Consider the following 14,074-nt stretch of genomic DNA (forward strand, 5'->3'; position numbering starts at 1 on the left):
ATCAGGTCTGCTCCAGATGGTGCTCGGCGCGTGGGCCGTGGAAGTAATCGACAAGCCAGGGGTCTTCGGATGCCTGCAACTGGGCGAGCGTGCCCACCTGCAACAGTTTTCCCTGACCCAAAGCGGCGATACGGTCGCAGACTGTAACAAGGCTGTCGAGATCGTGGGTGACCATATAGACGGTAAGCCCGAGCGCCGTCTTGAGGTTCAACACAAGTTCATCGAAGCGGGCCGCGCCGATGGGATCGAGGCCGGCGGTCGGCTCGTCGAGAAAAATGATATCGGGGTCGAGCGCAAGGGCCCGGGCCAGAGCGGCACGCTTTATCATCCCGCCCGACAGTTCGGACGGATATAGGTTTTCCGAATCCGGGCCGAGACCGACGAGATCGATCTTGAAGCGGGCGATTTCGCGGCGCAGCTTTTTTGGGATGTCGAAATGTTCGCGCATCGGAAATTCGACGTTTTCGAGCACGGTCAGCGAGGAAAAAAGCGCGCCCTGCTGGAACAGGACGCCCCAGCGGCGCTCTATGGCGACGCGCTGGCTATAGGACAGGCTCGCATAGTCCTCGCCGAACACTTCGATGACGCCGGCGCGTTTGGGCAACAGGCCGATCAAGGCACGCAGGGTTACCGACTTTCCCGAGCCTGAAGGGCCGATGACGCCAAGCACCTCGCCCTTGCGCACATCGAGGCTAAAGCCGTCGATGACGTTTTGATCGCCAAAGCCGACGACGAGATCGCGGATGGAAATAATGGGATCCGGCGTTGCAGCATCGACCATTGGTCAGACTCCGATGGCCGCAAAGAACATGGCAAACAGGCCATCGGCGACGATGACCAGAAAGATCGACCGCACGACCGAGGCCGTTGTGTGGCGGCCCAGGGATTCCGCGCTGCCCTGCACCTTGAAGCCCTCGTTGGCCGCGACCAGCCCAATGATGACGGCCATGAAAGGCGCCTTGACCATGCCGACAAGGAGAGTTTGCATGTTGAGAGCACCCTGCAACCGGTCGAGAAAGATATCAAAAGGGATGCCGCCATAAACCAGTGCGACGATGGCGGCGCCCACGAGGCCCGAGAGAGCGCCAATGAAAGCCAGGAAGGGCAGGCCGATCAACAGCGCGATCATGCGCGGCAGGATGAGCACCTGATAGGGATCGACGCCCATGACCTTGAGCGCGTCAAGTTCCTCGCGCATCCGCATGGAGCCCAGTTCGGCGGTTATGGCCGAGCCTGATCGTCCGGCGATCATGATAGCGGCAAGCAGGAGCCCCACTTCGCGCAGCATGAGGATGGCAGCGAGATCGACGACATAGATCGCAACGCCGAAATTGTTAAGCTGGAGGATGGATTGCTGAGTGATTATGGCGCCGACCACCACTGAAATCAGCACGACAATGGGCACGGCCCGAAAGGCGATCAGATCGAGCTGGTTGACCAGTGCGGCAAAGCGGAACGGCGCACGAAAGGTGAGCGTGGCGCCGGCTGCGGCCATCACCCGCCCCAGAACGGCATGAATGGCCACCACATCCACCAGCGCGTTGGCCGTCATGCGGCCGAACCCGTCGAATGGCCGTAAGAGCCAGGGCAGCGTGGGCTTGGCCACGGGGGCGTGCGGCTCTATAGCATTGACGTGGCTGAGCAGCGCTTCCTGCGCCTCGGTGGTGCCGGTGATTGCGGTTTGGACGCCCTGTCCCATCTCGTCACGGCGTCGCGCCAGAAGGAAGGCCCCGACCGTATCGAGCGCAGTCACGCCGGTCAGGTCGAACTCGAGCCGGGCCGGCACGGAACGGTCCGCAAAGGCGGCCTCGATTCGCGACTGGATCTGCTGTGTCCATTGCGTGGTCCACGCGCCGGACAGCCGCGCGACAAGAGCACCGTCAGCATCGGACATCTCGATCTGGGGTTCATCCACCTGACTCATGAAGTGCGCGCTTGTCGTTCCGTGCTGGTCGAATCCGAAGCCCTTGGGGCCGTTCATGTTTTCTTAACATGGAGGAACAGGCTTGTCCTGACCGGGGTGGCACCGGCGCCCGCGCGCAAGAGAGATGACCGGCAGGTGATGCATTTGTGCACGTCGTAAGGCACCGCTCGGGACATGGCGCCCGGCGTGGTGTTCTTGCGGTTGGCTGGGAAAATGGCGGAGAGGAAGGGATTCGAACCCTCGAGACAGTTACCCGCCTACGCCCTTAGCAGGGGCGCGCCTTCGACCACTCGGCCACCTCTCCGAGGCGGGTGGTAGCCCGGAATGTCGCGGAAGTGCAAGGGGTTTTTGTCGCGAGAGGTGAAAATGGACGGGCGGGGGGCAATTTGCGGTTCGTGGAACCGGCGGGGCGGGCAAACCGTTTTGAAACCAGCGAACAAAAAGGAGAAGACAAAATGAATCGCGATCAGATGGAAGGCAACTGGAAGCAGTTTACCGGCAGCGCCAAGGAACAGTGGGGCAAGCTCACTGATGATGACCTTGATGTCGTAGCCGGAAAGCGTGAGCAGCTCGAAGGAAAGATCCAGGAGCGCTATGGCAAGTCGAAAGACGAAGCCAAAAAAGAGGTCGATAACTGGTTCGACCGCAACGGCTGGTAAGCGCCAAACAGCGCTGAACGAAAAAGGCGGCACCGGTGGGTGCCGCCTTTCTTTTGTTACTTAGCGCGTTGATTGAAAAGAACTTTTTGCGCTTCCCTGTCGTCAGCGAGGTTCATCTGCTGATCCTCGGGAAGCTTGACCGCCAGACCGCGTTCGACCGCAGGGCGGGCCTTGAGGCGCTGCTGCCAGGCGGCCACATTGGGAAATTCACTTAGGTCCATGCCCTGCTTTTCCCAGCCGAGCGACCAGCTCAGCGAAGCCATGTCGGCGATGGAATACTCACCAGCGATGTAGTCCTGGCCTTCAAGCTGCTTGTTGAGCACGCCATAGAGGCGGTGGGTTTCGTTGACGTAGCGATCGATCGCATATTGAATTTTTTCAGGCGCATATTGCTTGAAATGATGGTTCTGACCGAGCATCGGGCCGAAACCACCCATCTGCCAAAACAACCATTCGTCCACTTCTACCCTGGCGCGCGGGTCACGGGGATAAAACCGATCGAATTTTTCGGCGAGATATTTGAGGATCGCGCCGGATTCGAAGACCGAAATGGGCGCACCGCCGGGGCCTTCGGGGTCGACGATGGCGGGAATCTTGTTGTTGGGAGAGACCGCGAGAAACTCGGGCTTGAACTGGTCCCCCTTGCCGATATGGATGGCGTGAACCGTATAGGGAACACCCAATTCCTCGAGCATTATCGAGACCTTATGCCCATTGGGCGTGGGGAAATAATAGAGATCGATGGGTTTGGTCTGCTCGGACATGGGGACTCCAATCTGCCGATTTCAGGTGTTGGACGGCACATCATCGTAATTGACCGATGAATGCAAGGCCCGGCAAGGAAAAACCGGGGCGCTGGGGCGCCCCGGCATGGTTTCAGGCGCGGGCCAGGACCATGTGCGGCTGGCCGTCGCTGGTGCGCGAGGGGGTTATTCCGTCGCGGTTGACCGTTGCATCGACGCGATGCCGGAAGGCGGAAAAGCTATCGAAAGCAACGACATCGACCGGCTCGTCGAACTGGATGGTCAGGCGGAACATCTCCCCTGCCCCCAGCGCCTTGACGCCGATGATGGTTCCGGTAAAGGGCTGCTTGAGATAGGTGCCGGAGACCTGCTGGCTGACGGCATAGGCCGGGCCGCGGGTGACGGGAAGCACGCCGGCGGCGGTGTTCCAGTCCCGGAATCCATGAAATCTCGCAACCATTTCAAGGGCTTGCGATTGCGTTAGAGTTCGACCGGCGTCGAGCTGGGCGGCACGATACTTGCGCGCCTCGGTCTTGAGGTCGGTCGTGGTCAGATGGGATGCAGGTTTACGCATCGTCAAAGTCTCCACGGCGGAATTTTCGTCTTGGGAGCCCGCATTGCCAAGCACCGCCAATGGGTTGGGACGATGTTTGCTGGTTCGCGCGGCCCGGAAAAGCCGGGTTGGCGTGGAAGACTTCACCGTAGGACATGTGCCCTTGCGGACGGCAGGCGCTTCAACCGAGTGCTCAGATAGGTATGCCGCGACGCTTTGTCAACATGGGCAACAATGGCGCCAAAATGTATGGACTTGTGCGTTCGGGAGCCACAGATTGCGCAACATTGTGGGTATGTGGGAATCCCGAAATTGACGTATGTGCTGCTGTTCGCCGCCGGCTTGCTCGGCGGGATGATCAATTCGCTCGCCGGGGGCGGCTCTTTTGTGATTTTTCCGGCGCTGTTGTTTGCCGGGGTGCCTCCGGTGCTCGCCAATGCGTCGAACACCTATGCGTGCCTGCCCGGATATGTGACCGGGGCGATCGGCTACTGGAAGCATATCGCGCCGCACAAGGGGCGGCTGGCGCTTTATAGCGCGCTGGGGCTGGTGGGAGGATTTCTGGGCGCCGAGGCGCTGATGCGGATTTCGGACGAAGCGTTCTCGGTCATCATTCCCTGGCTGATGGCGTTCGCGGTGGCGATCTATATTTTCGGGCAACGGATCAACCGGTTCTTTGCCGCCCGCTCGGTGGGCTCGAAACGCGCGGCGCGGGCCGGCGCCATCGGGCTTTCGGTGCTGCTTTTGGCCATCAGCTTTTATGGCGGGTTCTTCAATGCGGGGCTGGGCATCGTGCTGCTGGCCTGGCTGGCGCTGGCCGGGTTCGAGGACGTTCATGCGATGAACGGGCTGAAACTGCTGATCTCGGCCGTGGTGTCGGTGGTGGCGGTGCTGCGGTTCGCTGCGACCGGGTCGATTGCGTGGGTCGAGGGCAGCGTGGCGCTGGCCGGGGCGATGGTTGGCGGGTTCGCGGCGGCGTATTTTTCGCACCTGGTGCCGGCCAAGGTGATCCGGGGGTTTGTGGTTGTGTATGGGGTGGGGCTGACGGTGTATTTTTTCTGGGGGGTTTATGGGTAGGCTCGCCTGTTTCCCGTTATCTCAGATGCGGGCGGCGGCGGCGCGCATGCCATCGAGGTCCGGCGCGTCGACGTGGCGATACCGGCCCTCGATGATGCTATAGACACCAAATGCCATGAGCCCCAACGAGATGGCACCGTAGAGGATACGGCCAAACGGTAGGGCATAGACATAGTCCAGGGCTTCTTTGGTCCCTGCGGCCTGATCGGGTGAGACGGTCAGGGCCGCGTAGAAGAGAAAGCCGCCGATGATGGCGAAGATCGTGCCGCGCGCGATCAAACCGATTGCACAGATGGGGTCCATCCAGCGCTTGTGCTGACCGGGCAACCGCACGCGCTTGCGATAGCCGCGCAAGGCGCCGTACCAGACCTGTACGCCACCGGCGAAGAGAACACCGCAGGCAACAAGACCCAACAGGAACGGGCCGAAGGGCTGCTGGAGCAGCCAAGCCGAGGCCTGCTCCTCGGTAAGCGAGAAGCCCACCCCGTCTGGTGACGGCCGACATCCGGCGGTATTGGCACCCGAGAATTTGTGATGGGTGTTATGTTCTATGTCTACGACTATGCCTGGAGATGGAAGTTTTCATATGATCGAGGCGGTGCCTGATCGTATGGAGGGCGCGCCTGTCGCTCGGCGGCGCCGGTGGTCGGATGCGTTCAAGGCCGAGATGGTGGCGCGCTGTCTTGAGCCTGGGGCCAACGTGTCGGCGCTGGCGCGCGAGATCGGGATTTCTCCTTCGCAGTTGTTCGGTTGGCGCACCGAGGCATTCAAGCGCGGCGAGGTCGCAAAACGCGATGACGATGCAGGAGTGGTAGCCGCCGCAAGGTCTGAGCGCGGTATGATCGAGATCGTGGTCAGTGACACGGTGGTCCGGGTTGGCTCCGATGTCGGAGACGCCCATCTGCGGCGGGTAATCCGCGCTGTGCGGTCGGCATGATCCCTACGGGTGTAAAGGTTTATCTGGCCAGCCAGCCCGTGGACTTTCGCAAGGGGCCAGACGGTCTTGTTGGTCTGGTGCGCGATGCTGGAGCGGACCCCTTCAATGGCGCGCTCTATGTCTTTCGCGCCAAGCGGGCCGACCGGATCAAGATCGTGTGGTGGGATGGCACCGGACTTTGCCTTTACGCCAAGCGGTTGGAGAAGGCGGCGTTCTGCTGGCCGCGGATTGGTAATACTCGGGTGCAGATGAGCTACGCACAGCTGCTGGCACTGATCGAGGGGATGGACTGGAAGCGGGTGCGAACAGTGCCGGTGAACCGGCCGCAATCTGCTGGGTAAACGTCTGCGGCAGACTGACTCAGGGAGCGCAAAAAGCCAGGCAATCGGGGGTGTTTTGTGCCATGATCGCGGCATGAACCCGGCCGATTTGCATGCGCTCCCCGATGACGTCCACGCCCTCAAGGCGATGATCGTGGCGGCCCAGGACAGGGTGGCGTCGGCCGAGCAGCGGCGCCGGGCTCTGGAAGCTGAAATCGCCGCGCATGAGGCCGAGATTGCCGCCATGAAGGCGGACAAGGCTGCCGACGCGGAAAAGATCGGCCGGCTGGAATCCATCATCGCCCTGCTGCAGCGGGCCCAATACGGCACTCGCTCGGAAAAGCTGCGGATCGCCCCCCTTGATGACGAGCAGATGGCTTTCGCCTTTGATGAGTTGCGGACCGGTCTTGGCGAGATCGAGGCCAAACGCGAAAAGCAATCCGGACAAGCCGCGCTCCGTCCTTCGCGTCCCCGGAAAGGGTTTGCACCGCACCTGGAGCGGATCGAGGAGGTGATCGAGCCCGAGGTGCCGGCCGAGTGCGAAGGCCTTGATGCCGTGCGGATCGGTGAGGACGTCACCGAGCGCCTCGATGTGACGCCGGCCAGGTTCCGCGTCATCGTCACCCGTCGCCCCAAATACGCCTATCGCCTGGCGGACGGCCAGGATCGCATCGCGCAGGCTCCGGCGCCCAACCATCTCATTGCCGGCGGCATTCCCACCGAGGCGGTGCTGGCCCAGGTGGCGGTCAGCAAATACGCCGATGGCCTACCGCTCTATCGCCAGGAAGAGATTTACTCTCGTGATGGGGTGGAGCTGGATCGGTCTCTGATGGCGCAATGGATGGGGCGGCTGAGCTTCGAGCTCGAGCCACTCGCCCACCATGTTCTCAAAACCATCAAGCTCGGTGAGCGGGTTTTTGCCGACGAGACCCGGCTTCCGACCCTGGCGCCTGGCACTGGCAAGGTGAAAACAGCTTGGCTTTGGGCTTATGCCCGGGACGACCGGACCTTTGGAGGATCAAGTCCACCGATGGTGGCCTATTGCTTCGAAGACAGCAGATCAGGCGAATGCGTCGCCCGGCATCTGGACGGCTATCGCGGGATCCTGCAGATCGACGGCTATGCTGCCTATAACCGACTGGGCAAAGCGAGTGGCGCCAACGACGCCATGACGCTCGCCGGGTGCTGGGCGCACGCACGGCGCAAGTTCTTCGATCTCCAGGCCAGTGACGGTTCGCCCTTTGCCGGTGCCGTGGTGACGGCGATGGCACCGCTGTGGGCCATCGAAGACGACATTCGTGGTCACGACCCCGATCTGCGCGCCGCCATCAGAGCCGAGAAGTCCGCGCCGATCGTGAGCGACCTGCTCGCCGTTCTGGACCGGGAACTGCCCCGCATCTCGGGGAAATCGAAACTGGCCGAGGCGATCCGCTACACGCTCGCCCGGCGTGCCGTGCTCGAACGCTTCCTCTCGGATGGCCGCATCGAGCTCGACTCCAATATCGTCGAGCGCGCCATCAGACCCCAGACCATTACGCGCAAGAACAGCCTTTTTGCCGGCAGTGACGGGGGCGGCCGCTCCTGGGCAACCATCGCAACGTTGCTCATCACGGCCAAGATGAACGATGTCGACCCACATGTTTGGCTCACCCAGACCCTCGAGCGTATCGCCAATGGCTGGCCCAACAGCGACATCGACGCCCTCATGCCCTGGAACTACGCCGGCTGAACGGTCCTGCCTTCTCGCTTACGCTCCTCGCCCTCGCCACCGCCACCCTGACCAAGGCTCAAAGCCAGGCGCGCCGCGGTCAAGGTGAGGAAAAGATTGGCGCCACCGCTGATCAGCTGGCCAGCACGCGTCGCGAAGCCCTCGAGGTCATCGTCGCGATTGTCGGCATTGAGCAGGCCCTGCGCCAGCTTCCAAAGCACATAGCCGAAAAGTCCGATGGCGACGAGGCCAAGCAGGATGCGACCGAAGGGCAAACCCAAAAGGCTCGAGAGGGCTTCGGACGACCCGTTCGAATCGCGCCCGCCCCAGATCGCCGAGGTCAGGGTGAGCCCGCCCAGCAGCAGATACACCACACCACGCGCCGCGTAGCCCCACCGGGCCAAGGTCTCGAAATGGTCTGACATGCTCGCCGTTATCCGTTGAAGACTGGTCGATAACGGTTTTAGGGGTGTTGGTGTTCCGTGAGGTGGCGATGGCGGGCGGATTGGCGGCGGCGTATTTCCTGTGGGGCGAGTTGGTGGCCAAGTCGTTGTCGAAATCGGTAAGTTCGCAACTCGCACTGTCTCGCGTCGAAGCATTCACGTCAGAGGCAGACCCCTCCCTGTCTAATCGTTGCCGTGCGCAGTCTGTCGCTGGCATCGTAAGTCAACGTCAAATAGAGTTCATTCCCGCAAACGACGCCACGGGAACCCGCCGCAAGGCGGAAAACCTGTATCGAAGCGGCTCCTGACGGAAGATCCTGAACCGGCGTATTCCACGCCTCTAGGCCGGCGTGTGTCAGCTCTCGCTCGATTTCCTGTTTTGGCTCGCCGCCCACAAAGAAACCAGGGATCATGTTCACATCACCATCTCCCCGCCCGACCTCCCTGTATTGATACAGGCGCCGTGTGGTTTCGTTCAGCAAGAGATGCGGCGCGTAGGCCGAGTAGGCCATCCAACCCACCGGGAGGGCGAACAGAAGAGTAGTACCGGTGAGCAACCACAGCGCAACTTTTCGGGACATGCTGATCGTCATCATTCATCGCGAAAGCTTTAGCAGCTATATACAACTCCGGTCCTAGGTGCCACATGCAAGACTTGGGATAGGAGCAGCGGCAGATCGAAAACCTGCCTCAAAACTTTAGTTTCAATCAAAGCTAGAAAGATGGGGTCGGTCGGGCCGCTCACGGGACCCGGGTCAAGCGGAGCGCTGGGGGTATTGGATCCCGGGTCAAGCCCGGGATGACAGGGGGCGTGGCGGCCGAGATGCTCGTCGCTGAGATAGCGAAGAGATTTTCGCGGTGCTGGTCGGCTCTACATCTAGTGGGCGTGGGGCCGCAGCCCGGTAAGCTCAGGTCTTGCGCCCGTGGCTCGGCTTTGGTCCTGATACCGACGAGAGGATAACAAACCATGCCCATGCGCCCTATACACACAGCACGCATTTTAACCTGTTGGGCAGCAATCATATGTTGTCTGTTCGCTGCTCCCATATCGACACGGGCAAACGACGGCCTTTCCGAGCTTTCGGAACTGGACAAGGTTGCAGTGATCGTCAACGGCAGTATTCCGGGCCGATATGAAATTGGTGACGTCGTGTGGATAACCGAGCGCGTAAGCGATGGGGTTTACCGCAGCAGAAACGATCCGCCTTCGGCACCCGGCTATCGCGAGTTCATCGTTCAGGAAACCAGGCCCTGCTACTACAAGTTTGTGTCTTCTTTGGTCGACGGCGATGGCAATAGCTACAGCCGGCACGGTGGCTTTGCGGACTTAAAGTCGTTGGAAGCGATTTCGTATCGCGCCGTGCCTGGCCATTCCCATATCTATCGCAAGGTGATGGTCAACGAAGGCCTGCCATATTATTGGGGCGATATGCTGGTGATGGCCGCTCTTGAACTTGACGTCATCAACCACCTTGCGGCCGAATTTCTGGAAAACGAATGCTAGGCAGATGTGGTGGTGCCCTTGCCGTAACGATCCCGTGAACCTCGACAAGCTGGCTCGCCCTATATCTTCTGCGCGTGTGGCCGCGGCCCTACGCTTACGCTCCGGGTCAAGCCCGAGGATGACGAGAGGGAGAGTGAGGTGTCGGGGGTCTTTCGCCCGCCCCTACTCCGCCTCCGGCTCCAGCAGCATTTCATCGAGCACTTGCGCGGCGCATTGGTTGGTGAGGTCGCTCAGGGCGATGTCCTGTTCGGGGGTGCGCTGGGGGGATTCGAGCATGGGCCAGAGGTTTTCGGCTTCTATGCTGTCCAGGGTGCAGGAACAGTAGGCCGTGCAGTAGGCGGCGTCGGGGGCGGATTGGGCGCAGCTGGTTTGGCAGCTTGCGAGGAAGTTTTCGGCGCGGCGGGTTTCGCTGATGCCGCTCAATGAGGCAAGGCCCATGAGGATGCCGATGAGGATGGGCTGGTGCAGGACGTAGATGACGAGGCTCCAGCGGCCGAGTTTGGACAGGGCGCGGGCGGGCGTTGAGGTGCCCTTGAATTGGGCGAGGCGGTCCGTCAGGCCGCTATTTATGGCCCAGCGGGTGGCGGCGATGCCGAGGAGGGCGACGCCGAACCAGGGGAAGATGGGGACCAGATCTTCTGACGGGGGCGGCGCGTCCCAGAGGCCGATCCAGGACCAGAGCTTTTCGCCGAACAGCGGGCTCTGGATGAAGAGTTGAAGGCCGATGAGGACAATTGCCAGCGCGAGGATCAGGACCAGCGGCGCTTTGAGGAAGGCCAGGCCCAAAAGGGAAAACAGGGCAATGGCATGGAGGACGCCGAAATAGACGAAGGTGGATGGATTGAAGGCGTAGGTGCCCGCAGAGATGAGGAGCGCGGCGCCGAGGATGATGGCGAAGCGGCGCCAGAAGGGGCGCCAGCGGATTGTTTCGCCATGGCCGAGGACGAGGGACACGCCGGTGAGGAAAATGAAAGTGCCGACGATGGATTTCTGAAAGACCACCCAGGGAAGCGACTGGGTGGGATCGAAATTCACGAACCCCAGAAAGGCCAGATCCCATGAGAAATGGTAGATGATCATCGCCACGATGGCGACGCCGCGCGCGACGTCGATGGCGGCGATGCGCGGGCGGGATGCGGGGGCGATGGAGGTCATGCGGCAGACGCCCGGACCCAGACGGCCGCATCGTGGAAGGCGGCGCCGCCAAAGGGTTTGACCGGATCGGAGCCGATCAGGGTGTTGATGCCCCTGCCCTTGCGGTGCGCCTTGTGGGGGTGGAGGCCCTCGGCGACGACGACACCGGTGCGCAGACCGTCGAACAGGCGCAGGGTCAGCTCGACCGAACCGCGATGATTACCGATGGTGACGGGCGCGCCATCTTCAAGCGCCAACCGGGCGGCATCGTCGGGGTGCATGAGCAAGGACGGGGTTCCTTCGCGCTTCTGGCTGGTTGGGGTTTCCCCAAAGGTGGAATTGAGAAAGGTGCGGGCCGGAGACGTGGTCAGGCGGAACGGGACCGTTTCGGTGGTCGGCTCGTTCCAATCGAGAAAATCGACCATGGCGGGCATTTCGGAGGGATCGCAGACCCAGTTGACGCCGCGCTTGATGCGGGTGGCTTCCCAATCTGGCTTGAAGCGGAATTTGCCATCGGGCCAGGCAAAGCCATCGGTGTAGCGCGATTTGTCGTCGGGCAGCGCGCGATCGACGAAGCCGGAAGCCGCTTCGATTTGATCGAGATCGCCATAGCCGGAGCGGGAAAAGGTTTCGGCGACCATCTCGCGGTCGGTCTTTTCAGTGACGGCTTCGGGCGCCCCTACCCGTTTGGCGATTTCGTTGATGACGAAATGATTGGGCATAGCCTCGCCGGGGGCGTCGACGATCTTTGGGCCGTAGAGGACGCGGGTGTGGCCGCCGCGGGTGTAATAATCATTGTGTTCGACAAACATGGTGGCGGGCAAAACGATATCGGCCATCTGGGCCGTTTCGGTCATGAACTGCTCGTGGACCACGGTGAACAGGTCCTCGCGCGTGAAGCCCTCACGGGTGAGAGAATGATCGGGGGTGACGACCATGGGGTTGGTGTTCTGGATCAGGAGCGCCTTGACCGGGCCGCCGCCTTCGAGCGCCTGGGGATCGCCGGTGAGGATGGGGCCGATGCGGCACATGTCGAGTTCGCGGACGCGGGATTTCTTGAGCGATGCGCCGGTGATCTGGGATTTATCGAGCGCCCAGGTGCCCGAATTGGAATGGAAGGCGCCGCCGCCGCGATATTTCCAGGCGCCAACCATTGTGGGGATCGAGAGCGCGGCGTGCATGTTGAGCGCGCCATTGCGCTGGCGGGAAAAGCCATAGCCGAGCCGGAAATAGGCGCGCGGGTTTTCACCGACCAGATGGGCGAAGGCTTCGATTTCGGCGGGGGTGAGGCCGGTGATTTCGGAGGCCCAGTTCGGGGTTTTGACCGCAAGATGTGATTCAAGAGACGAATCGAAGTCCGAGTGGGACTTGAGAAATTCACGGTCGGCGAGGTTGTCGCGCAGCAGGATATGCATGACGGCGAGCGCCAAAGCGCCATCGGTGCCGGGGCGGATGAGCAGCGCCATATCGGCCTGCTCCATGGTGGCGGTGCGGTAGATATCGACAACGACGAGCTTTGCGCCGCGTTCCTTACGGGCGCGGATGGCGTGGGTCATCACGTTGATCTGGGTGTTGACCGGATTGGTGCCCCAGATGACCACGCAATCGCTCTCGGCCATCTGCTCGGGATTGGGGCCGGTCAAAAGCCCGGTGCCGGCGATATAGCCGGTCCAGGAAATCATTGTGCAGATGGTGTCGTATTGCTCGGAATAGGACTTGGCGTTGCGCAGGCGGTTTATGCCGTCGCGGTGAACGTGGCCCATGGTGCCGGCATAGTAGTAGGGCCAGATGGATTGGGGGCCGTGTTCGGCTTCGATTTGCAGGAACCGGGTGCCGATTTCATCGAGGGCTTCGTCCCAGGAGATTCGGGCGAACTGGCCCGAGCCTTTGGGGCCGGTGCGGCGGAGGGGGTAGAGCACCCGGTCGGGGTGATTGGCACGCTCGGCGTAGCGGGCGACCTTCTCGCAGATCACGCCCGCCGTATAGGGATCGTCCTTGGCGCCGCGGACACGACCGATGACGCCGCTATCGAGGACTTCGACGTCCAGCGCGCAGGTCGAGGGGCAATCATGGGGGCAGACGGTGCGGGCGGTGCGGAGGACGAGTGGCTTGGTCATTCAGGTCAGGTTCATTGTGGAGGGGGCAATACTAGTTGGTATCGGGGCCTGTGTCAGCCGCCTGCGGCGATGTTGCAACACCTTGTTTTGCAAAGGCACTTATCCCGGAACCAACACATTCGGGCCGCATTATCGACCCGAGAGCGGGGGCTCACTCGACCATGACCACCAAGGAGGGTAAACCCCGTGACTACCAAACTTTTCGCTCTTTCCGCCGCAGCAGCGGCGCTGCTCGTTTCCGGCTGCACAAGCTCCAGCTCGCTCCCGCCCTCCCCGCTGAACTATTCGGCGGTGGGGCTCAATGCCAGTGGGACGGGCACGGGCAATGGTTCGTTTTCGGCCAATACAAACGACATTACCGTAGCCGTCGATGGCCGGAACTATACCGTCGGCAATGGCGCCGCCACGCCGGGACTGCCGGGCGGGCTGACGGGCTATACATACGCTGACGCCAATGGCGATGCGGCCTATATCGGGGGCAGTCATGCGGCGACGGCGCTGACCAGCCCGGCCGGAACCAACAGCGTTTATGCAATCGTTGACGGGCGCGAGACGACGAGCGGCCAGATGCAGTCCCTGCCCATGCAGGCGGCCAATTATGATGGCGTGTGGGGCATTTCGAGCTCTTCGGGCCAGCAGGCGGGCGGCACGTTCCAGGCGGGGGCCAATTTCGATTCGCGCACCGTCGGGTTCGAGCTTTCCGATCAGTCGGGCCTTGTGGGCGGCGGCAATGGGCGGATTATCGGGACCGGGTTTACCAGTTCGCTCAATACACGCGGTGCTGTCGACCAAGGACCAAATAACGTTCAGGTCAACTCGAACAACACCATCGATGGCCAGTTTTATGGACCGAATGCCGATGAAATGGCCGGGCTGGTGCGTGGCAACACCACCGACGGCAATGGTGCGACCGCCGGTTATCTGATCGGCACACAGTAAGCGCTGCCGGAGGCGG

At 61.6% G+C, this 14,074-nt stretch carries 16 protein-coding genes and 1 tRNA gene; 7 read left to right on the top strand and 10 right to left on the bottom strand.

All coding sequences use genetic code 11. The features are described from left to right. Position 1: 1 nt before the first annotated feature. The 3 genes from V6617_RS11575 to V6617_RS11585 form a co-directional block, all read right to left on the bottom strand. Complete coding sequence (locus tag V6617_RS11575; protein ID WP_338607123.1) at positions 2-781, bottom strand: ABC transporter ATP-binding protein; 780 nt, start codon at positions 779-781, stop codon at positions 2-4. A gap of 3 nt (positions 782-784) precedes the next feature. Then, positions 785-1,924 carry an ABC transporter permease gene (locus V6617_RS11580; protein ID WP_338607124.1) on the bottom strand — a complete coding sequence of 380 codons (1,140 nt, stop codon included), beginning with the start codon at positions 1,922-1,924 and terminating at the stop codon, positions 785-787. 214 nt (positions 1,925-2,138) lie between these two features. Further along, positions 2,139-2,228 (bottom strand) — tRNA-Ser (locus V6617_RS11585). Between the two features lie 151 nt (positions 2,229-2,379). Here V6617_RS11585 and V6617_RS11590 point away from each other — a divergent pair. Continuing rightward, positions 2,380-2,583 (top strand): CsbD family protein, encoded by a 204-nt coding sequence (locus V6617_RS11590; protein WP_338607125.1) that lies wholly within the window; start codon positions 2,380-2,382, stop codon positions 2,581-2,583. A 56-nt stretch (positions 2,584-2,639) separates the two neighbouring features. Here the strand turns inward: V6617_RS11590 and V6617_RS11595 are convergent, their stop codons facing one another. Beyond that, a complete protein-coding gene (locus V6617_RS11595) occupies positions 2,640-3,347 on the bottom strand; it encodes a glutathione S-transferase N-terminal domain-containing protein (RefSeq protein WP_338607126.1) in 708 nt (235 codons plus the stop codon). A gap of 112 nt (positions 3,348-3,459) precedes the next feature. Continuing rightward, positions 3,460-3,879, bottom strand: a complete 420-nt coding sequence (locus tag V6617_RS11600; RefSeq protein WP_422394829.1) for a glyoxalase superfamily protein — start codon at positions 3,877-3,879, stop codon at positions 3,460-3,462. 321 nt (positions 3,880-4,200) lie between these two features. Between V6617_RS11600 and V6617_RS11605 the strand changes: the two genes are divergently transcribed. After that, complete coding sequence (locus V6617_RS11605; protein WP_338610700.1) at positions 4,201-4,956, top strand: sulfite exporter TauE/SafE family protein; 756 nt, start codon at positions 4,201-4,203, stop codon at positions 4,954-4,956. A gap of 21 nt (positions 4,957-4,977) precedes the next feature. On the opposite strand, the gene V6617_RS11610 is transcribed toward V6617_RS11605, so the two are convergent. Then, positions 4,978-5,439: a DUF1206 domain-containing protein gene (locus tag V6617_RS11610; RefSeq protein ID WP_338607128.1), complete on the bottom strand. Its 462-nt coding sequence runs from the start codon at positions 5,437-5,439 to the stop codon at positions 4,978-4,980. 103 nt (positions 5,440-5,542) lie between these two features. On the opposite strand from V6617_RS11610, the gene V6617_RS11615 reads away from it, so the two are divergent. The 3 genes from V6617_RS11615 (at position 5,543) to tnpC (ending at position 7,942) form a co-directional block, all read left to right on the top strand. Further along, positions 5,543-5,893 (top strand): transposase, encoded by a 351-nt coding sequence (locus tag V6617_RS11615; RefSeq protein ID WP_332717534.1) that lies wholly within the window; start codon positions 5,543-5,545, stop codon positions 5,891-5,893. Continuing rightward, positions 5,890-6,234 carry an IS66 family insertion sequence element accessory protein TnpB gene (tnpB, locus tag V6617_RS11620; RefSeq protein ID WP_332717533.1) on the top strand — a complete coding sequence of 115 codons (345 nt, stop codon included), beginning with the start codon at positions 5,890-5,892 and terminating at the stop codon, positions 6,232-6,234. The genes V6617_RS11615 and tnpB overlap by 4 nt, the downstream gene beginning before the upstream one ends. Before the next feature lie 73 nt (positions 6,235-6,307). Continuing rightward, on the top strand, positions 6,308-7,942 hold the full coding sequence (gene tnpC / locus V6617_RS11625) for an IS66 family transposase (protein WP_338607130.1): 1,635 nt from the start codon (positions 6,308-6,310) through the stop codon (positions 7,940-7,942). On the opposite strand, the gene V6617_RS11630 is transcribed toward tnpC, so the two are convergent. Together V6617_RS11630 and V6617_RS11635 are read right to left on the bottom strand one after the other, a co-directional pair. Next, the gene (locus V6617_RS11630) at positions 7,930-8,346 is read right to left on the bottom strand and encodes a DUF1206 domain-containing protein (protein ID WP_338607131.1); all 417 of its coding nucleotides are present in this window, start codon (positions 8,344-8,346) and stop codon (positions 7,930-7,932) included. The genes tnpC and V6617_RS11630 overlap by 13 nt on opposite strands. 179 nt (positions 8,347-8,525) lie before the next feature. Then, a complete protein-coding gene (locus tag V6617_RS11635; RefSeq protein ID WP_338607132.1) occupies positions 8,526-8,960 on the bottom strand; it encodes a hypothetical protein in 435 nt (144 codons plus the stop codon). A gap of 506 nt (positions 8,961-9,466) precedes the next feature. On the opposite strand from V6617_RS11635, the gene V6617_RS11640 reads away from it, so the two are divergent. Beyond that, a complete protein-coding gene (locus V6617_RS11640) occupies positions 9,467-9,868 on the top strand; it encodes a hypothetical protein (protein ID WP_338607133.1) in 402 nt (133 codons plus the stop codon). A gap of 162 nt (positions 9,869-10,030) precedes the next feature. Here V6617_RS11640 and V6617_RS11645 read toward each other — a convergent pair whose 3' ends face one another. After that, a complete protein-coding gene (locus tag V6617_RS11645; RefSeq protein WP_338607134.1) occupies positions 10,031-11,023 on the bottom strand; it encodes a heparan-alpha-glucosaminide N-acetyltransferase in 993 nt (330 codons plus the stop codon). Then, positions 11,020-13,119 carry a molybdopterin oxidoreductase family protein gene (locus V6617_RS11650; RefSeq protein WP_338607135.1) on the bottom strand — a complete coding sequence of 700 codons (2,100 nt, stop codon included), beginning with the start codon at positions 13,117-13,119 and terminating at the stop codon, positions 11,020-11,022. The genes V6617_RS11645 and V6617_RS11650 overlap by 4 nt, the downstream gene beginning before the upstream one ends. Positions 13,120-13,305: 186 nt before the next feature. On the opposite strand from V6617_RS11650, the gene V6617_RS11655 reads away from it, so the two are divergent. Further along, entirely contained in the window at positions 13,306-14,058 is a 753-nt protein-coding gene (locus V6617_RS11655) for a transferrin-binding protein-like solute binding protein (protein ID WP_338607136.1), read from the top strand. Positions 14,059-14,074 lie beyond the last annotated feature (16 nt).

The organism is Pelagibacterium nitratireducens, from assembly GCF_037044555.1.
Lineage (GTDB): Bacteria > Pseudomonadota > Alphaproteobacteria > Rhizobiales > Devosiaceae > Pelagibacterium > Pelagibacterium nitratireducens.

Coding starts and splice junctions, on each gene's coding strand:
- V6617_RS11575 (WP_338607123.1), bottom strand. CDS start 781: ATGGTCGATGCTGCAACGCCGGATCCCATTATTTCCATCCGCGATCTC.
- V6617_RS11580 (WP_338607124.1), bottom strand. CDS start 1,924: ATGAGTCAGGTGGATGAACCCCAGATCGAGATGTCCGATGCTGACGGT.
- V6617_RS11590 (WP_338607125.1), top strand. CDS start 2,380: ATGAATCGCGATCAGATGGAAGGCAACTGGAAGCAGTTTACCGGCAGC.
- V6617_RS11595 (WP_338607126.1), bottom strand. CDS start 3,347: ATGTCCGAGCAGACCAAACCCATCGATCTCTATTATTTCCCCACGCCC.
- V6617_RS11615 (WP_332717534.1), top strand. CDS start 5,543: ATGATCGAGGCGGTGCCTGATCGTATGGAGGGCGCGCCTGTCGCTCGG.
- tnpB (WP_332717533.1), top strand. CDS start 5,890: ATGATCCCTACGGGTGTAAAGGTTTATCTGGCCAGCCAGCCCGTGGAC.
- tnpC (WP_338607130.1), top strand. CDS start 6,308: ATGAACCCGGCCGATTTGCATGCGCTCCCCGATGACGTCCACGCCCTC.
- V6617_RS11630 (WP_338607131.1), bottom strand. CDS start 8,346: ATGTCAGACCATTTCGAGACCTTGGCCCGGTGGGGCTACGCGGCGCGT.
- V6617_RS11635 (WP_338607132.1), bottom strand. CDS start 8,960: ATGATGACGATCAGCATGTCCCGAAAAGTTGCGCTGTGGTTGCTCACC.
- V6617_RS11645 (WP_338607134.1), bottom strand. CDS start 11,023: ATGACCTCCATCGCCCCCGCATCCCGCCCGCGCATCGCCGCCATCGAC.
- V6617_RS11650 (WP_338607135.1), bottom strand. CDS start 13,119: ATGACCAAGCCACTCGTCCTCCGCACCGCCCGCACCGTCTGCCCCCAT.